The organism is Armatimonadota bacterium (genome assembly GCA_016125185.1).
GTDB lineage: Bacteria > Armatimonadota > Fimbriimonadia > Fimbriimonadales > Fimbriimonadaceae > Fimbriimonas.
Genome location: WGMG01000006.1, coordinates 1,632,042 through 1,649,965 on the forward strand (window position 1 = coordinate 1,632,042; position 17,924 = coordinate 1,649,965).

At 54.0% G+C, this 17,924-nt stretch carries 16 protein-coding genes; 8 read left to right on the plus strand and 8 right to left on the minus strand.

Features of this window, described 5'->3' with window-relative positions:
- The first annotated feature begins 72 nt into the window (after positions 1–72).
- Positions 73–1,191: a hypothetical protein gene (locus GC165_15715; protein ID MBI1334317.1), complete on the plus strand. Its 1,119-nt coding sequence runs from the start codon at positions 73–75 to the stop codon at positions 1,189–1,191.
- 3 nt (positions 1,192–1,194) lie between these two features.
- On the opposite strand, the gene GC165_15720 is transcribed toward GC165_15715, so the two are convergent.
- Genes GC165_15720 through GC165_15730 form a run of 3 tightly spaced genes read right to left on the minus strand, consistent with a single transcriptional unit; the run spans position 1,195 to position 2,440 of the window.
- Positions 1,195–1,644, minus strand: a complete 450-nt coding sequence (locus GC165_15720; GenBank protein MBI1334318.1) for a hypothetical protein — start codon at positions 1,642–1,644, stop codon at positions 1,195–1,197.
- A 9-nt stretch (positions 1,645–1,653) separates the two neighbouring features.
- Entirely contained in the window at positions 1,654–2,220 is a 567-nt protein-coding gene (locus GC165_15725; GenBank protein MBI1334319.1) for a hypothetical protein, read from the minus strand.
- 31 nt (positions 2,221–2,251) lie between these two features.
- The gene (locus tag GC165_15730) at positions 2,252–2,440 is read right to left on the minus strand and encodes a hypothetical protein (GenBank protein ID MBI1334320.1); all 189 of its coding nucleotides are present in this window, start codon (positions 2,438–2,440) and stop codon (positions 2,252–2,254) included.
- Between the two features lie 434 nt (positions 2,441–2,874).
- On the opposite strand from GC165_15730, the gene atpD reads away from it, so the two are divergent.
- Together atpD and atpC are read left to right on the plus strand one after the other, a co-directional pair.
- A complete protein-coding gene (atpD, locus tag GC165_15735; GenBank protein ID MBI1334321.1) occupies positions 2,875–4,314 on the plus strand; it encodes a F0F1 ATP synthase subunit beta in 1,440 nt (479 codons plus the stop codon).
- Between the two features lie 3 nt (positions 4,315–4,317).
- The gene (gene atpC / locus GC165_15740; GenBank protein MBI1334322.1) at positions 4,318–4,725 is read left to right on the plus strand and encodes an ATP synthase F1 subunit epsilon; all 408 of its coding nucleotides are present in this window, start codon (positions 4,318–4,320) and stop codon (positions 4,723–4,725) included.
- A gap of 91 nt (positions 4,726–4,816) precedes the next feature.
- Here atpC and GC165_15745 read toward each other — a convergent pair whose 3' ends face one another.
- Complete coding sequence (locus GC165_15745; protein MBI1334323.1) at positions 4,817–5,401, minus strand: hypothetical protein; 585 nt, start codon at positions 5,399–5,401, stop codon at positions 4,817–4,819.
- Positions 5,402–5,632: 231 nt separating this feature from the next.
- Positions 5,633–10,126 (minus strand): hypothetical protein, encoded by a 4,494-nt coding sequence (locus GC165_15750; GenBank protein ID MBI1334324.1) that lies wholly within the window; start codon positions 10,124–10,126, stop codon positions 5,633–5,635.
- A 106-nt stretch (positions 10,127–10,232) separates the two neighbouring features.
- On the opposite strand from GC165_15750, the gene GC165_15755 reads away from it, so the two are divergent.
- Entirely contained in the window at positions 10,233–11,321 is a 1,089-nt protein-coding gene (locus GC165_15755; GenBank protein MBI1334325.1) for an SPFH domain-containing protein, read from the plus strand.
- 57 nt (positions 11,322–11,378) lie between these two features.
- On the opposite strand, the gene GC165_15760 is transcribed toward GC165_15755, so the two are convergent.
- The gene (locus tag GC165_15760; GenBank protein MBI1334326.1) at positions 11,379–12,251 is read right to left on the minus strand and encodes a PEP-CTERM sorting domain-containing protein; all 873 of its coding nucleotides are present in this window, start codon (positions 12,249–12,251) and stop codon (positions 11,379–11,381) included.
- Between the two features lie 334 nt (positions 12,252–12,585).
- Here GC165_15760 and GC165_15765 point away from each other — a divergent pair, with 334 nt between their 5' ends.
- From GC165_15765 to GC165_15780, 4 genes are all read left to right on the plus strand, one after another.
- The gene (locus GC165_15765) at positions 12,586–13,116 is read left to right on the plus strand and encodes a sigma-70 family RNA polymerase sigma factor (protein MBI1334327.1); all 531 of its coding nucleotides are present in this window, start codon (positions 12,586–12,588) and stop codon (positions 13,114–13,116) included.
- A complete protein-coding gene (locus GC165_15770; protein MBI1334328.1) occupies positions 13,117–14,526 on the plus strand; it encodes a DUF4349 domain-containing protein in 1,410 nt (469 codons plus the stop codon). It abuts the gene before it with no gap.
- Positions 14,527–14,610: 84 nt separating this feature from the next.
- Positions 14,611–15,468 (plus strand): nucleoside hydrolase, encoded by an 858-nt coding sequence (locus tag GC165_15775; protein ID MBI1334329.1) that lies wholly within the window; start codon positions 14,611–14,613, stop codon positions 15,466–15,468.
- Positions 15,465–16,286, plus strand: coding sequence for a methyltransferase domain-containing protein (locus GC165_15780; protein ID MBI1334330.1), 822 nt, complete (start codon positions 15,465–15,467; stop codon positions 16,284–16,286). Before GC165_15775 ends, GC165_15780 begins: the two co-directional genes overlap by 4 nt.
- Here the strand turns inward: GC165_15780 and GC165_15785 are convergent.
- Together GC165_15785 and GC165_15790 are read right to left on the minus strand one after the other, a co-directional pair.
- The gene (locus GC165_15785) at positions 16,242–16,691 is read right to left on the minus strand and encodes a hypothetical protein (protein MBI1334331.1); all 450 of its coding nucleotides are present in this window, start codon (positions 16,689–16,691) and stop codon (positions 16,242–16,244) included. The genes GC165_15780 and GC165_15785 overlap by 45 nt on opposite strands.
- 24 nt (positions 16,692–16,715) lie before the next feature.
- Positions 16,716–17,840 (minus strand): PEP-CTERM sorting domain-containing protein, encoded by a 1,125-nt coding sequence (locus tag GC165_15790; GenBank protein MBI1334332.1) that lies wholly within the window; start codon positions 17,838–17,840, stop codon positions 16,716–16,718.
- Between the last annotated feature and the right edge of the window lie 84 nt (positions 17,841–17,924).

Below are 17,924 nucleotides of genomic sequence, written 5' to 3' on the forward strand. Positions count from 1 at the left end.
TTTGTTTTTGAGTTATTAGAAATTGACGCTGTACATCACCCAATAAATGTATCTTCCCCTATACTGGGGACCATGGCTCGTTCCCTTTTCATTGCTTTGGGTTTGGTAATTGCGACGGCGGCCAATGCTCAGACCGCGTCAAACTACTCGTTCGACATACACACCCTTCGGACAGACCGCGCTCTTAAGTTCAAGTCCCTGAACGATTCGGGCGACGTGACCGGGTTCTACCACGAGACAACCGGAGTCGAGAAGGGATTCGTGTACAACCCGTCGACCGGTTTCCAAGACATCGCCCTTGGAAACAACGACGTCATGTTTGGCAATTTCACGTCCGGCGGTTATGTCTACTCGCAGAACAAGGGTTCCTCCGGCAACGCCGACCCCAACAGCGGTATCTATCGGACTTCGGTGGGCGGAACCAAGACTCTCCTTGACCTGACCAACGGCGGAACCCTCAGCCTGGGAACAACCATTACTAATACGGTCCTCGCCGACGATGACCGCGTAAGTTTCTGGAGCGGCGGCCACTACTACGTTTGGTCCCAAGCAACTGGCACCCAGCAGCTAGCCGATGGATACGTGGTCTCCTTCGGACCTAGTGGCAGCATGTTCCTCAAGACCAGTTTGGGAATTGAGAAGGTTGACTCCGGCGGAAATCACTCGATCGTCGATCCTCCATCCGGCTCGGACCAATACGGCACCTTCGTTGGCTACAAAGAGTTGGCATCAGGAACAAAGCAGTACACGTTCACTTCTCCTTACACCGGTACGCAAACCGAGCTCGTTGTGCCCGTCGGAGGATACGCATCTAATATTTTTCGACATGGAAGTTCCGTTGGCGATTTCGGCATCACCTACTATTGGGGCGATCACGTTTTAGCGATCAACGACAACGGTCTCGCCATTACCGGAAACAATGCTGGAGGCGAGCCCTACCGCCTCAATAATCCCATGTTGTACGACGTCAAGAACGATGCAACGGGAACGGTCTATCACAACACATTCTTGGATGCCCAATTTGCTTCGACCGGCTACATCGTCGGCATCAGCAACTACGAAGCAAGCACCGGCTTCGAGACAGTCTACGGAACTTACACCGGCTTCGCCGAACCGCTTCCCGAGTCAGCCTCATTCGCCATCCTCGGCGTCGGATGCCTCGCGCTGATGCGACGAAAGAAGACTTCGTAACCGCTATTCGATCTCGTAGGCCCGCTTCGCAAGGCGGGTCTTCGAGAAGTGCAATAGGCTAAACAGGACGAACAAAAGTCCAAAGTCGATCGCGAAATACTCGGTATACGGCATTGGGGTCCAACCGTGAAAAATCTGGCTGATCGTCAAAATCGGATAAGTCTCTACGAGGCCAAAAGTAAGGATGATCGAATAGAACCCCGATCCAAGCGCCTCGTTCGATCCTGCCCAAAGGATCGGAAGACCGACGTAATAGACAACGCGAACGACGGTGATGACCGCCACCACAGCCAAAGTCAACCGCCAACTGAGGCGATGCCACAAAAGCCAGCACCGACGGTTCTTGGTGAGAAAAAGAGCCGCCACATAGGGCAAAAGCACAATGACCAGCAACAAAAACTGGGACGGAATGGCCACGATCAGCGGGACGTCTGGCTTTGGCGGGGCAAACATGGCGATCGACTAACCAAGATTGGAGACGGGCTGAGCTTTCCAGTCAAAAAACGCCAAAAGCGCTTGCATGTCAGGGTCATTGGCGCTCGACTCATTATGAAGGTGAGGAAACGGAATCGTTGGCATCTCTTCTCCAAAGCCTCGCTCGATCAAGAACTCTTCAACGGCGCCTAAGTTGCCGTAAACGTAGATCCAATCGTGCTCATCACAGATGAGCGTTCCTCCGCCCCCCTCGGCGTGAATCCACAGATGGTGCCGAGCGTCGCTCTCCAAGAATCGGCGAAACCGCCCGAAAAGGTCCACGATTTGACTTTTGTCCAACCCGGTAACTTCGTATTTCATCGGCTCGAACCCTTCCGGCGGAGTTACCAGCAGGTATGCCATCCGATACGGGCCGGGAAAGAAATCCAGCAAGTCGGTCAAGAGTTGGGTCGTGCTTCCCGCCGTCGCCGCCAGTATCCGACACACGCCCGAAATCGACTGCTTCTGAAAGCAGTTCAGATAGGTCACCGGAATCCAACCATGCACCGGATCCCACGCGCCAAGCTTCGAACCGAAATTGTCGGGCAGCACCATTCATAAGGTTACTAGAAGTTTGTTGGCGTTCTTATTGTTTCTTGAGAAGCATGATGACTTGGAAGACTTGAACTCCGATTTGTTTAGGTTTAAAGAAATCCAATTCCCATCCTTGGGCGATGTGTTCGTTAAGCGCAGACTCTGCCCGTTCCAAGACGGTGCGATCTGGCTTAAAAACCGAATCTTCCTTGACAACGTGGATGGTTTTATAGGTGGGCACAACATTAGGTACGACTCCGGGAAGAGTAAAGGTGCGGGTACCTCACCGAATGCTGGCCCTCAACACAAAGAACCTTCCCCCTGCTTCGTCGCAGTTTTCAAATCCACCTACCTTCGCCGCTGAAGGAGAAGAGTTAGATCTAGGCTTTGTTCAGGACCAGAAAGACACCCAACCAGTCACCCGAGGCTGTATTCACATTCGGAAGAATCTCCTTCAGCTTCCAGCCCTGGGTGGCCAACTCGTTCAGGATATGCTCGACTCGGCACATGAGTTCGTCGGCGTGCTCGATGCCCCGCTCCTTTTTCACCCAATGGATTTTATATTCATCCATATTCGTTTGACGGACATGCAAAGATCGAGGGTTCCCAAGGGGTATAATTTCCCCCGGCGCATCCGCGCCAATTTGTCACATCCGACAAGGAAGCCTAAACCGAATGCCTGGCACCGGAAAGATTATTCAGATTTTGGGTCCCGTTGTGGACTGCCGTTTCTCGTCCGACCAACTGCCTGCGATCTACAACGCGATTGAAATCAAAGACGCAGCCCGAAAAATCGACATCACCTGTGAGGTCGCTCAGCACCTCGGCGATGGTATCGTACGAACGGTCGCTTTGGCTTCCACCGACGGCCTCGTCCGCGGAATGGACGCCGCCGACACCGGTGCTCCGATTTCGGTTCCGGTCGGCAACGAAACCCTCGGCCGAGTCTTCAACCTTCTCGGCAAGCCGATCGACAACGGCGCCGCCGTTAGCGAAGGCACGCCGAGGCTCCCGATCCACCGCCAGCCACCGTCCTTCGAAGAGCAGTCGACCAAGGTCGAGCTTCTTCCCACCGGTCTGAAGGTCGTCGACCTTCTCATCCCGTTCAACAAGGGTGGAAAGATCGGTCTCTTTGGTGGTGCAGGTCTGGGTAAGACGGTTACCATCCAAGAGCTCATTCGAAACATTGCGGTTGAAGCCTCGGGCGTTTCGATGTTTGCTGGCGTGGGTGAGCGAACTCGTGAAGGAAACGACCTCTGGCTTGAAATGAAGGAAGCCAAGTTTAAGGATAAGGACGGCACCGAAAAGTCGGTTCTCGATAAGACGGCAATGGTCTTCGGTCAGATGAACGAGCCGCCCGGAGCACGACTTCGAGTAGCTCTGACCGCGCTTACGATGGCTGAGTACTTCCGCGACGAAGTCGGCAGCGACGTTCTGATCTTCGTTGACAACATCTTCCGATTCGTCCAGGCAGGTTCCGAGGTATCGGCGCTTCTCGGACGAATGCCCAGCGCGGTCGGCTACCAGCCGACGCTCGCCACGGAAATGGGACTTCTCCAAGAGCGAATCACCTCGACGACCAAGGGTTCGGTTACCTCGGTCCAGGCGGTCTACGTTCCGGCTGACGACCCCTCCGACCCGGCTCCGGCAACGACCTTCTCGCACCTTGACGCGTACGTCTACCTCGAGCGATCCATCGCTTCGAAGGGTCTCTTCCCGGCGGTCGACCCGCTCGCTTCTACGTCCAAGAACCTCGACCCGCACGTGGTCGGCGCTGAGCACTACGGCGTCGCTCGACAGGTTCAGCAGACGCTGCAGCGATACAAGGAACTGCAAGACATCATCGCGATCCTCGGTATCGACGAACTTTCCGACGACGACAAGCAGTTGGTTGGCCGAGCTCGAAAGCTCGAGCGATTCCTCTCGCAGCCTTTCTTCGTTGCTGAGCAGTTCACCGGTAACGCCGGTCGATACGTTTCGATCGATGAAACGGTCGCGTCGTTCAAGGAAATCGTGGAAGGCAACCTCGACCACTACCCAGAGCAGGCATTCCTCTACTGTGGCGGTCTCGAAGACGTCCACGAGAAGGCCAAGAAGCTCATGGCGGCTGGCTAAAAAATGGCAACCGAATTCGCACTCTCCGTCGTTGCTCCCGACCGCGAGGTCGTGAGCACGACCACGATCAGCGTGATCGCTCCTGGCGTCGATGGATACTTCGGCGTCCAGGCTGGCCACGTCGCCGTCGTGTCGGCTCTTCGACCGGGCGTGCTGGAGTACCTGGATAACTCCAACAACCGGCATCATGTCTATGTCGGTGGCGGATTCGTGCAGGTTGGCGACAACTCGGTGACCGTTTTGGCCGATGAGGCCCGCTATGCAGGCGATCTCGATGTCAGCGAAGCTGAAAAGGCGCTGGAGCAGGCGCGAATGGAACTCCGAGGCGATGGTAACTCGACCATGACCCAAGGGGAAGCCATCCTCGAAATCGAGCGAGCAACCGCTCGCCTCAAAGCCGCGAAGCGGTAGCTGATTGCAAATCTTGGATTGGCCTCGCCCCAGTGCGTGGCCTTTAATATGAGCGGGGATGTCTGTGGCGGCAAGTGGAGTCAGGCATAAGTCAGCTTCTTAATTTATTGAGGATTGAATTGGGAATGCCTTGTTCACCGTATTGCTCATACAGTAGGCGAAAGTGCTGAAGCTGAAGATCCGCCACTCCAGCAATCTCTCCATTTAGGATATCTGGCGCAAATTGAGTTAGCTTACGAATATCTTCTTGGATTGCTTGAGCCACTTGGGGTGAAGTTAACCGACTAGGTGCCCTCTTTTCGCCGCCACGAAGATTAACGGCATAGGCTAAGGGGAGGAGTTGTGCGTGCAATTCTCCGCTGTGGTCTCTCCAAACTCTCCCGTTCTCTAAATAGTAGGCCGTGTAATAATAGTCGCCGGTGTCGTAATGAAAAGTCAATTGGATACTTTCGTTCTCAAGGGACATCGTGAATTTTATTGGCCCTGATACACGTTCGGAGACAATCCTAAATCCAAATGCCTCAAGTCTTTGTGTGAGCTCTCGTATTTTGGGCAGATAGTACTGAATATCGTTTTCGCCAGATTTTCGAAAGAATTTCATATTTTGTCTTGCATTGCTGAGTTCGGAGGGACAAGCCCGTTGAAACTGAATTCCATTGAGTTTTACTAGACTCATAACTTGCGGGGAGAAATGTTGGCTGCTTCAATTCTAACATTAAGCGATCGGTCTCCGCAAAGAGTATCATGGGTACCCTTTGCTGCTTGCTAGAGGTACCTGGCGATTCCCGCGGAAGGGAAAAAGATGGACAAATCACAGATATACTCGTCGACTTGAAAATATCTAGACCAAGGATTGTTCTTCCTGGATTTCAGCCAAAGGAACACCATCCAAGGCTGTTCCGCGACTTTAGTGTATCATCATCGTACCTTGAGTTGGTGGCCAGCCCGTAGGCGGATAACTCAGAGGTATCGTCGGGTAATCTCCCACCCATCCTTGCTCATAGATAAAGCCAAGCCCCCGCTCGCTTCGAGCAGCGTCAATGCCAATCGAGTAAATAATGCGCCCATTAGCCTTAGCTGAATCGATGAAGGCTTGATTCTCCAATGTCAATTTATCCCAGTCTCCACGCTTTGCAGCCCTCAGCGCACTTTTGGACGGTTTGAAGTACTCTAGGTCATAAACTTTAGCCGCATTGATCACGCGATCCATGGTCTCGCCAATTACAATCGGGCGAGCCGTTACTGATTCAGACGCGCTAATCCCAGAGGCCTGCCCAGCTGTCAGCAGATTCAAAGCAATGTTTGCCCCATCCATTACGGCGGCACTAAGTGGGGTACAAGGGTCACCTCCGGCATAATGCCCTAAGTCCGTCCCCATTCGAAGAATATTGCTTAGGCCACCACCAACGAAGTCAACAGCCGTGGTTTCGAGCGTAGCAATACCGACTCCAAGCGCACCGTGATTGGCTTGACCGTCACGAATTGCGTCATCAACATAAGGCAAAAAGCGATGTATGCCCGCACCAAAATTCGATAACCAAGAGTCTGTACCTGCGGGATCCACCTTGCTGATCGGACTGTTTTGGGTATAGGAATACAGATTGATTCCCCCAGCCGCTCCAATCGGATCTCGAGTGAGGAACCGGGCCGTAGTAGGGTCGTAGTATCGATTGCCGAGACAATACATTCCGATCGCGGGCTCGAAATAATAGCCGTACTTGGCACCCATGCCGAAACACGATTCAGTTTTCTTGGATGAAATCGCTGCTAATCCGTAGGGATCAACATATTGATAACCGCCGATTGCCTGCGAAGAACTCGTCTTAAATGCAGCGTTACCTTGGCCATCAAAATGATAGTATGACGTCGTATAGGTGCCCAGGCCACCTGTAGGCGCTACCCGAGTAGATACGAGGCCATCGGGGCCATACGTATAGTAGGTTTGCCAGTCAGGCGAACTGTCAGTCTCGAACGCAACGTGCCCGTCGAGGTAGTAGAAGTATCGGGTGACGCCATCGATCGTACGGCTGGCACGATTGTTATCGAATCTATAAGTTGCAGTGTAGCTAGATCCAAAGGATAACAATCGATTCTCAGTATCATATGTTGCTGTCAAGCCTCGATAAGTCGTGGGGTTACCAGCCAGATCATAAGTGAACCCAGTTCCCGAAATCTGATTCAGGTTGTCATAGGAATACCCCGTTCCCCGAATCGTAGTCAGATTTCCGGCGCCATCGCTCGCAAAGGCCTGTGAATATCCGCCATTTAGAGTCGAAACAGCGCTAGTGAGTTCGTCCTTTGAGTTGTATGAATACGTAGACGTACCGCTGTACCTTGGGGCTCCAGGAATCGAAGAAGTCAAGCCCGTGACGTCGCCGATACCACTTCGCCCAGTGACGGAAAAGCTGCCGAGAGTAGTTCCCGAACTATTCTTGTGGATGATGCTTTGGACCTGTCGAAGAGCATTATAGCTATATGTAGTGTTGACACCATTTGCGTCTGTCTGCTTGTTAAGCGAGTTGTCAGCATTGTAGTCATAGTTGGTCGTCTCTCCAAACGGATTTACAATACTGGCCGGTCGCCCACCCGCATCATAGCTATAATTGCTCTGGAAGTCGAATTGCGGAACTTGTACCTGGCTGCGGCTGCCATTCGAGTAGTAGCCAAAGCTCATTGTTACGGACTTGACCCCAGTATAGGTAGTTGTATCCGTCAACAACTCGTCGTTCCGACCGTAGGTGTAGTTATAAGTTCCCTGACCATCCGTTACCTGCTGAGTACGACCAACGGAATCATAGAGGTAACTAATATTGTCTGACGGCGTAAGGGGGTAACTTACGCTTGTCAGGAAGCTCTCAGGGTCATTGTAATCGTAGTTGATGATTCGGCCACGAGGCTCAATTCGCTGTAGCAAATGTCCCTCATTGTCATAGGACGTATATTGCTCATTGGCACCGCCGGGGTATGTCACTTGGCTCAGCCGGCCAACATTGTCATAAGAAAACTGGGTCGCGTGATTGTTTCCGTCATAGCGGTAGGTCGGTCGATACACCGCATCGTACACCAGCGAAACGTTTTCGTTATCTCCCGATCGACCGAGCAACTCACCTTCATAACCGTACGTGAAATGAGATTGATTGACTAGCGCACCGGACTCATCGAAGAGCTTGGAATCGGAGAGTGGCCCTCCCGGCCACATAAAGGTGTCCTGCTTATGAGTATTTCCCGTACCAGTTTGCCCGCTCGCCGGGAAGTAGGCATCCGTGATGCTGCCAATGATGTCATATGTGAAGTTAGTTGTCCGCCCGACCTGATCCGTCGCATCGGTTACCCGCCCCTGGCTATCGTAGCGAAGATGCGACTGGTTGCCATTTGGATCGGTAATGACAATCGGTTCGTGCGACCTAGCTGTTTGCGAGTAGCTTCCGTCTGTCGTATAGCCGTATGTCGTCGTTGCAGACGTAACGGCGTTATTACCCGGAATCGTCTTTGTAGCGATGTTCCCGAGGCTGTCATAGGTGAAGGAAGTGTTTACCGTGCCAGAAGTAGCACCCGGCTTAGGCGACGTGACCGTATCGACGAGGCCATTACTGAAATAAGAAATGTTCGTTGGCGACTCTGAACCGCGTTGAATTTGGATGAGTCTGCCCGTCGGCCAAGCACTATAGTTGTACGAAAAGGTTGTAGTTACAGTCCGTGGCGTCGTAATAGAAACGACGTGACCAAAGCCGTCATATCCAAAGTGAGTAATATGTCCGTTTCGATCAGTGACCTTCGTCGGCCGATATGGGTTCGCTGAGTCCAGGTATTCATAAGTTGTGGTATGACCATTGGAGTCTGTGAAGCCCGTATTTCGAAGCTGGGAGTCGAAGTTCTGTGTGTACTGAAGAACAACACTATTACTCGGATCTTTGTCACTGACGACGGTTGCTAGACTGTTGTAGGTGTAGACCTCCTTGTTACCGTTTGCATCGGTGACATCGGTAACTCGAAGTCCAGAGTTATAATTAAGAACGGCCTGGCTAGTCGCCCCCCCACCAATCGGACTTGGAACAGTAACGGTACTCAAGAGTCCGTCTATGATGACTCCACCGCTGACGTCCACCGATGAATATGCGTAAGCTGCCTTCGAAGGTGGGTTAGCAGTACCGGTGGCAACTAATTGACTTGCTGACTGAAGCAATGAAGTTGTATTGCCAGAGTAAGCAAAGTAAGTACTCCTCGAGTAGCAATCTCTCACCTCGGAAAGCAAGTTGGAGCTGTAAACAAGAGTCAGGAGAGTAGTGCCATCTTGGTTCGAGACAGAAGCTAAATAGTCTCCATTCCAAGTCAAGGACAGGTACTGACCGGTGTTACTCGTGATCTTTGTTAAACGAAGCTTCCCAGAGCCGGATGGAGTGAGCGTCCAAACGGTCTCGTCATTCCACTTGATTGTTATGACATCCCAACTGAATGCGGTTGTAGTACTCGGCGTACCTTGTACAACATACGGTGAGCCTGAAGGAATCGTAAAAGAGCCCGTCGGATTTCCCGAAGAAAGGACTGGATCAAGAGTCACCTGCGAGTTGCCAGGGAACTTGAGGAGGATCGGTGCCCAACCGTTTAAGGTCGTATCATAAACGGCTGAAACATCGTAATTGTTCGACCAGCCCAAACCCATTCCTGCGGATGTCCCAGACTGAGAAACGCCAAGTTCATGGTACGTACGCTGAAAGATCACATTCGGGCCGGCAGGGTTGTAAACAGCTATGTCGGGCTTGGGCCGATAGCTTTCGAAACCCAATGCCAAATTGACAGGGTCCGCACTCCGCCCTTCATCGCTGCAGTTTGCCCTGGCACCACCCATAAGGGGGCTGCTTGGCCCACAAGGATCGCCCGGGTTAAAGGAATAATAGGGAATTGCTGGCCCATTTGGAGTCCAGATGATGGCGACGCTCGCCCACGGCCCGCCAGTTAGAACGCCATCGCCGTCGTAGTAAATGAACCTTGCCCGAATCCGGTAGATTCCCCCTACCACAGAACCGGGGCCTAGATAGAAGTTATATTGTCGTCCATCATCAAAATAGTACTCGTGCGTGACGGCGGTCCAAGCTGTCCAACCGCTTTCTGCAGGAGTCCATTTTTGAACTTCGATACTATCGGCACCTGGAATCGAATTGAGATGAGCGCTGATATTTCGAATAGCGCCCTGAAGATCAACGGTCAGATTTGGCGCAGGGAAAAATGGCGCTTCCGATGCTGCGACAGACCTGGCCCCAAAGAGTCCCCAGTTTCGGTACGAGAACTGATGGACGACAATAAAAACTGTCGACAATAAGACCGCCCAAAAAAGGCATTTGAGTTGAACAAGAGTATCAGTGCTCTTCTCCTGGGGAAGACTCTTAACCATAAGTACCATCATATTCCAGTTCGCCAAGCATTTTTACGGGAATAAATGAAAATTTAATAATATTCTAGACTTAGTCGACTGATGTGGGAGTCGTTTTGCTCGAGGCGACGCGCAAAGCTTGACCTTTCGGGCAAAAGCGAGTTACGCCGGAAAGCTCGGTCGCCTTAAAAGAAGAATCCTTACGAATCACCCCACCGTACTACTTGTTGTGATAGAACTATTCTTCGCACAGGCGTCGGACGGTCCAGGGGCGGGAGTCGTCCTTTTGCCGTTCCTGGCCCTCGTCGGGATCATTCTCTTTTTCAGTGGGGTCTTCGTCGTCGGTCAGCAGGACGCGGTCATCATCCAGAGGCTGGGCAAATTCAACCGCGTCGCCCGAGCAGGCCTCAACTTCAAGGTGCCGGTCCTTGAGACCGCCGCCGGAAGGCTCTCCCTCCGCATCCGTGAACTCGACATCCCTGGTCAGTTCAAAACCAGCGACAACGTCTTCATCAACATGATTCTGCGCGTGCAGTACGCGGTCATCCCCGAGCGAGCATCGGACGCCCATTATAAGCTCCAAAGCCCCGAACAGCAGATCACAGCGTTCGTGCTCAACGTGGTCCGCGGCGAGGTTGCCAAGATGCAACTCCGCGACGTCTTCGAGCATCAAGACTCCATCGGCAACGCCGTCAACGAGCAACTGACGATCTCCATGAGCGAGTTCGGATTCCAAATCCGCAACGCGCTGGTGAACGAAGTTCGTCCCGCCGAAGAGGTCGTTCGCGCCATGAACGCCGTTCAGGCTTCGGAGAACGAGAAGGTCGCAGCCAAGAACCAAGGTGAAGCCCAAAAGTTCCGCACCGTTCTCCACGCTGAAGCCGAAGCCGAAGCCAAGCGCCTGCAAGGCGAAGGTATCGCTGCCCAGCGCGAAGCCATCGTGCGCGGCCTGTCCATTTCAGTGGAAAGCCTCAAGACCGCCATGCCTGGCGCCGATCCCCAAACCCTGATGAACCTTGTGCTCATCAACCAGTATTTCGACGCCATGCGCGATATCTCGCAGGGTGAAAAGGCCAAGGTCATCTTCGTCCCCTCTGGACCAGGTGCTTACCGAGAAATCAGCGACCAGCTCTTCCAGTCGTTCATCAATGCCGCCGAGGCGAGTTCGCCCGTACCAGTCGCGGCCAAGAAACCTACGAAGGCAAACGAACCGCCTCCCATCCAATAACCAAAAAGGGGACCGCAATCTGCGCTCCCCTCTTTCTCTCTTACTGGCAAGAGATGTTTACTTCTTTCGTCGTCGAAGCAAGGCTACCGCGCCCAGACCGAGGACGGCGAAGGAAGCCGGTTCTGGAACCGGACTGCCAACCGTGAACTCAAGAACATCGAACGTTCCTGCCGGGTGGCTGCCAGCGTAAACCGATGTCCCATTGACATTGACGTTCATATTGCCCGTCGCATTGCCCGCGAAAGCAAAGCCGTTCGCAAACGTGCTGTTGTAGCCACCGGCCACAATGTAATAGTCCCCGTCTGCCAGGACGCCCGGAGTCAAAAGGCTGAGCGTTCCCGTGCCTCCATCGTCATCGTTGCCCAAAAGCGTTCCTGTCGACGTGTACAGAGCCAATTCGGTATCGAAGCTCGACGATTCGGTATCGATCGTAAAGTCCGTACCGGAAGAGTAGTTGCCGATGTTGATGATCGACGGACCACGGCTAAAGGTGAACGAAACGTTGTTCCAGGTCGAGTCCGGTCCAGCCCCATCATCAAAATACTCGTACGATTCGAATCCAAAGGTATCACCCGCGTTTGCCCACACGAGCGCTGAAGAATCTTTGGTAACAGAGATCGTGCCGCTATACGAACTTGTTGTACTGGGCTGAAATGACTGTGAGAACCCTGTGTTGAGATTCGAAATGTTCCAGCGAGCTTCGCTGGCATAGGTGCCTGAAATGACCTTCGTCAGATCTCCAGAGAAGCTAATATTGCCGAACAATGTTGTTGCGCCTGTGTAGGTCCCTGTGAAGTATCCGTTTCCTGCCGTCCCAATAGCCCCGACCGAGTCCAAAGGACCCGCATTCGAGACAGTAAAGTCGGCGAACGAGTAACTCGCAGAGAAGCCCAAGACAAGCATCGTGGTTAGCGATCTGCTTATTTTCATGTGTGCTCCAAAAAGAATGAGGCAAGTCCCCACGCTGGAACTCAAGCCGCTCGTATTTTTAACATGTTTAAGGAATGCCCGCAACCCGAAATCCCCCTTTTCACCCAGTATTTTTACCGTAAATAGAATTTCGTAAGAATCAGGACATTACCACGAACACAATAAAAGACCATTTGAAGTGTCTTGAATTCAGCGTGACCGTACTTCTACCAGGGCAATTCTCATACAATTTCCTAACTCCAAGCACTGCTCTATCGCCAATTCCCGCGACATTCTTTTTCGCACCGAAAAAGAGTTTGAACGATTCCCATGTTAAGGCGCACCCACGTTCTGTATGATGCTAGTTGTCCAACAACAGGCGGCCCCAAAGGTGGAAAAGCTGGATATTGCCCAACTTGCCAAGCAGCACTACGACCGTGTGTTTCGGTTCTGCTCGACGCGAGTGGGATACCACCACGCCGGAGACGCCGCCCAAGAAACCTTTCTGACGGCTCAGCGCAACCTTGCCAAATTCCGCGGCGAAAGCCAACCCCTCACCTGGCTGATCGGCATCGCGCTGAACGAATGTCGGCGCGTCAACCGCAACCTATCGCGCACCGAGCCACTCCCCGAGTTCAAGGATGAGACGTCCCAGGAATCCCAACTAATCAACCGCGAATTCCTGCGCATCGCTCTCTCCAAGCTCTCGGACGAGCACCGCGAGGTCGTCACCCTCCACGAGATCGACGGCTTCACCTACGAAGAGATCGCCCAAATCACCGGCGTCCCCGTCGGTACGGTCAAGAGCCGCCTCTTCCACGCCTTCACCAACCTGCGAAAGTCCATCTATTCGCCCGAAACCCAGCCTCAAACGGAGGTTCAGTAAATGGAAAACATCAAGAGCTACCTGGACGGCGAACTCGACCTCGCCCAGCAGACGGAAGTCGAAACCCACCTTCGAAACGATTCCCAACTGCAGAAAATGGTCGAAGACTTCAAGACGATTTCAGACACCCTTCGCACCGCCGATGCGGGCGAGCCCTACGGCTTCGACAAGCTTCAAGAGCGCTTGCAGAAGTCGGGGGCCGACCGAAAGAAGGAGACCCAGAAGATTTGGCGCATTGCCACCTATCTCAGTCTCGGCATGGGCTCACTGATCGTCGCCGCCATGATCTTCCCTGTCTTTGCCCAGTCTAAGGTTGCGGCAAAAGCGTCGAGCGAAAAGAGCGATGTGACGGCATCGGCCGCCAAACAAATGACGGAGAAGTCCAGGCTCAGCGCACAGTACCAGAACCCTGTTAACGGGGCCGCTCCCACGATGGCTGGCAAAGCACCCATGAGCCCCGGGGACAGCACCACCGATTCGCCTGCTTTGAGTGAGTCGAATGGCGTATCCGGTCTGAGTCGCTACAGTGGCGGCGGCCTCCCGGGCGATGCCGAAGCAGATAAGGCCGTTGACGGCGCTTCAATCAAGGGCATGCCCGAACAAATGAGCCAAGCCAAGGGATCAGGCTATATCCCCGCCGACTCCATGAAGAAGGCGGCCGAACCCGAAACTCCGTTCAAGTCCCAAATGCGCGACATTCGCGATAAGACTGCCAACGCGCCTGTCACCCTCAACGACACACCCCACGGCATCTACCTCGAGCGCACCGGCGAAATCCGCCTCCAGGTGGAAGACCTGCTCCGCTCGGTCGACGAAGTGACTGGCATGGTCCAAGGCTTCGACGGATTTGTGGTCAACAACCAGATGCAGAACACCGAGGACGGCGGCTCCGCCAACATGGTCGTTCGCGTCCCTACCAAGAACTACAGCGGCGCGATGAACAAGCTCCGCAACATGGGCAAGGTCCTCTCCGAAAGTGGCGCGAGCCAGGACATCACCAGCGAAACCGTCGACAGTTCCACCCGAATGATCTCGTGGGCCGACGAAGAGGATCGCCTGGTCAAGGCAATGGACAAGGCCAAAACGGAGCATGAGAAGAACGTATTGCGACGTGAGATCGCCGAGGTCCGAGTCAACCTGAACGCTTACCGAGCCCAAGTCAAGAGCCTCACCGAGCGTTCGCAGTACAGCACCATCACGGTGGACCTTCTGCGTGGCGACAAGGCCGATCAAGCCGGTGGAAGCACGAGCAGTAACTGGTCCGGCAATGCGTTCAAAGACGCTAAGAGCGGCCTCGGTTCCGTCGGACAAGTCCTCGGCGTGGTCTGCATCTACGCCCTGGTCTTCACTCCGGTCTGGCTTCCCTTCGCCATCGCCGCCTACATCGTCCGCAAGAAGAATCTTAGCTAGGTCTCTGCGAACCCTCAATGCCCCGACCCAAGTTCCTAGGGCGGGGCTTCTTCTTGCTCGCACCGGTAGTAACATAGCGATACCGTGGACAAAATCCCGATCCTCCTCGACACCGACCCAGGCAACGACATCGACGACGCCCTGGCCATCAGCTACCTTCTCAGCAAGCCGGAATGCGACCTTTTGGGGATCACCACGGTTACCGGCCCCGTCGATCAGCGAGCGGCCATCGCCGAAGTCCTGTGCTCCGCCGCTGGTCGAAAAGACGTTCCCATCCATTGCGGCCGCTCCGACGTGCTCGCCTACGGCCAGGGCCAGCCCTGGTGTGCCCAGTACGAACCCATCAAAGACCTGCCTCACAAACTCGACCGAAAGCAGGACGAAGCCGTCGACTTCCTTCGCCAAACCATCCGCTCCCGCCCTGGCGAGATCACCCTGCTTAGCATCGGCCCGTTCCCCAATGTCGCTCTGCTCTTCGCTCTTGATCCCGAAATCCCGTTCCTGCTCAAGGAGTTCGTCTCCATGGCTGGCGTCTTTCACCTCGACTTCGATACCGAATGGAACTGCGTATGCGACCCCGTCGCCACCGCCATGGTCGCCCACGCCAAACGGCGACGCCACTACTGGGTCGGGCTCGACGTCACCCTTCAATGCCAAATGGAGAAAGCCGAATGCGAAAAGCACTTCAAGGGCCCCCTGCTGGAGTTGGTGCTAAAGATGGCCACCAAGTGGTTCGAGCGTGAGGGCAAAATCACGTTCCACGACCCTCTCGCGGCCGCCTCGATCTTCAACCCCGGCTTACTCACCTTCGAGCAAGGCAAAGTCGCTGCAAATCCCGAGAAGGGTCAAACCAAATTCGCCGCTGGCGAAGGCACCGATTTTGTCGCCAGCAAAGTCGATTCCGCCAAGTTTTTCGAGGAATACTTCACCGTCGTCAAATGAGCGCACTTCACGAGATTCAAGGGATTCAAACCGCCCATCGCCGCCGAATGCTCGAAACATGGAGCATTCCAGCGGGATCAAAAGTGCTCGAGGTTGGATGCGGGCAAGGCGATATGACCGCTGTGCTCATGGAAGCCGTCGGCCCAGACGGACACGTCACTGCCGTCGACCTTGCTTCGCCGACCTACGGCGCTCCAGAGACCCTTGCCGAAGCGACGGAGAAGATTCAAAACTCTCCTATCGGCGACCGAGTCGACTTTCACTTCGAATGCGACATCCGAAGGGCTGACTTCCCCGAAAACTCCTTCGATGTCGCCGTCATGGCGATGTCGTCCTGGTACTTCGCTTCCCAACAAGAACTGGTCGAAACCCTCCAAGCGCTTCGCCGTCTCTCACCACGCCTCGCCTTCGCCGAATGGGATCTCCACCTCCACTCAAGCGATCAATTGGGTCACTTCACGGCAGTGCAAATCCAAGAAATGATCGAGTCCGCCAAACCCGAAAGTCAGGCCAACATCCGTACCCCGCTCACCCAAGATCAATTGAAAAGCCTTCTGCCCCGCTCAGGCTGGACGCTCGATAGCGAGTCGCTTGTCGATTCTCCCGACCTTCAGGACGCCGACTGGGAGATCGCCCACACCCAAAAACACTCAATCCTCGAAGCCGAGGACCTCGTCATCAACAACGAACAGAGATCGATGCTGAATCGCGACATCGCACGTCTTCGCGAGGTCGCCAAGCCGAACGGCAATCGTCCCCTCTTCGTGTACTCGTTAACCGCCGTTCATGGCCCGCTGCATGATGGCCGCGTTGGTTGAGTCCTGATCGTCGCTGGACATCTTGTCGAACTCCAGCGGAGTATTCACGCCAAAAACCTGCCCCGATTCATCCGTAATCTCGATTTTCTTGTCCGAAACTCGCTTCAGGTCGAACGGAAACTTGGCATTTGGGTCCGCCGAATAGTTGTGACCTTTCATCGTCGCCTTGCCGGCATCGACGGTCAGCTTGTCACCCTGCAAATCGCCCGGAGCCTGCATGTCCTGCCGAGTTCCAAAAAGGTTGACGGAGTTATCCTGGTAAATCTCCATCACCATGTAGTTGTCCTTCGACTTTCCCGTCCGCCAGTAGCCCTTGTACGTCGGCTTCACCGCCGTAAGGTCTGGCGGCTCGCCGCAACCAACAACAACCGAAAGGACCAAGACCACCAACGCAACCCGACGCATGGTGCATTATAACGCGGTCAAAGGCTAGCGGTTGGCAGTTCTCCGCGTCTTTCTTCGAACCAGAAGTGCCGCAGTCCCTAAGCCCAAAATTGCAAACGACGCAGGTTCAGGCACCATGCCATATTGTCCGATGATATTGACGTTCGTCCCCAGTCCAGAGCCGGTGCCACGCCCAATCACCCAGCCCATGGAGGCGCTTTGCCCTTTCACCGAAATCCCGCTATCGAGAATGTTATTCCGGTCCAGAACCGAGTAGCTGGGAAGGTTAGTAAGGTACCCATCTGCGTCTCTCCTAGCCGCATACCCGTCATCCGTCAAACCCAGGATGATTTCACCAGAATTGACCGCGCTTGCATTTGCCGAAGCGTAATAGGCCTCGCGAGAAACGACATAGGGTGCGGCTCCGCTGGATGGAACCACATAGTCGCGATTGAACCAGGAGGAGGCACCGCCGCCATAATTCTGTAGGCTAAGCATCTCGTAAACAGCGCTTCCCGACGGGGTCTCAGCGTACTGAATTTCAGTCTGACCTTGTGCAAGGGCACCAGAAGGAAAGGCAATATCCGAAGTGGTGCCATCCCCATAGACTCGCAAGATTTTGCCCGGACCGTTGGCCAACAGAGTCCCATTGTTCCCAAAGCCGAAAATGTTCGAAATTCCCGGACCCGACTTCGGAGCAAAGTAGGTCGTCCCCGTCGTCGGAGTCCAAATGTAGAAATCGGTATCGTCATTCAAAACGAGTCGGTCGTCATCGCTGACCAGCGGCGCCTGCATTTGGCCATGAAACGAGATGGCCCCGCCGTTGGTAAAGTCGATTTGAGACCGAGTGCCGTCGAGTGATGTTCGGTAGTAGGGTCCAGACGCGAATTGGCTGTAGAGCCGAGAATAAACGCTCCCGCTTTGCGTCAGCTTTCCAAAGACCTGGTCGTCATCCGTGATTCCTAGGTTGTGGAATCCGGTCGCCGAATTGTAAACCGTGCCCGTCTTGGTACCGTCCGCGTGGGTCAGAACGCCGACGACATCTCCTCGGTCGTTCACCGAGTTCATGGTAAACGGATCATCGCTCACGATCTCGGTGAACTTGAAGGATTGAGCATAAGCCGAAGAAACCGCCACTCCAAGGGCGAATGAAAAAGCAACCTTAACCATCGACTTCAATTCTACGCCAGAGATTTGAGATCTCAGACCTCGAAACCAACACTTAACTCGACTTAGCGCCCTAGCCTAGTGCAC

What these genes read in the sequence shown, in the direction of transcription:
- GC165_15720 (MBI1334318.1), bottom strand. Translation starts at nt 1,644, where the DNA reads ATGTTTGCCCCGCCAAAGCCAGACGTCCCGCTGATCGTGGCCATTCCG.
- GC165_15725 (MBI1334319.1), bottom strand. Translation starts at nt 2,220, where the DNA reads ATGGTGCTGCCCGACAATTTCGGTTCGAAGCTTGGCGCGTGGGATCCG.
- GC165_15780 (MBI1334330.1), top strand. Translation starts at nt 15,465, where the DNA reads ATGAGCGCACTTCACGAGATTCAAGGGATTCAAACCGCCCATCGCCGC.
- GC165_15765 (MBI1334327.1), top strand. Translation starts at nt 12,586, where the DNA reads ATGATGCTAGTTGTCCAACAACAGGCGGCCCCAAAGGTGGAAAAGCTG.
- atpD (MBI1334321.1), top strand. Translation starts at nt 2,875, where the DNA reads ATGCCTGGCACCGGAAAGATTATTCAGATTTTGGGTCCCGTTGTGGAC.
- atpC (MBI1334322.1), top strand. Translation starts at nt 4,318, where the DNA reads ATGGCAACCGAATTCGCACTCTCCGTCGTTGCTCCCGACCGCGAGGTC.
- GC165_15760 (MBI1334326.1), bottom strand. Translation starts at nt 12,251, where the DNA reads ATGAAAATAAGCAGATCGCTAACCACGATGCTTGTCTTGGGCTTCTCT.
- GC165_15750 (MBI1334324.1), bottom strand. Translation starts at nt 10,126, where the DNA reads ATGATGGTACTTATGGTTAAGAGTCTTCCCCAGGAGAAGAGCACTGAT.
- GC165_15770 (MBI1334328.1), top strand. Translation starts at nt 13,117, where the DNA reads ATGGAAAACATCAAGAGCTACCTGGACGGCGAACTCGACCTCGCCCAG.
- GC165_15745 (MBI1334323.1), bottom strand. Translation starts at nt 5,401, where the DNA reads ATGAGTCTAGTAAAACTCAATGGAATTCAGTTTCAACGGGCTTGTCCC.
- GC165_15715 (MBI1334317.1), top strand. Translation starts at nt 73, where the DNA reads ATGGCTCGTTCCCTTTTCATTGCTTTGGGTTTGGTAATTGCGACGGCG.
- GC165_15790 (MBI1334332.1), bottom strand. Translation starts at nt 17,840, where the DNA reads ATGGTTAAGGTTGCTTTTTCATTCGCCCTTGGAGTGGCGGTTTCTTCG.
- GC165_15785 (MBI1334331.1), bottom strand. Translation starts at nt 16,691, where the DNA reads ATGCGTCGGGTTGCGTTGGTGGTCTTGGTCCTTTCGGTTGTTGTTGGT.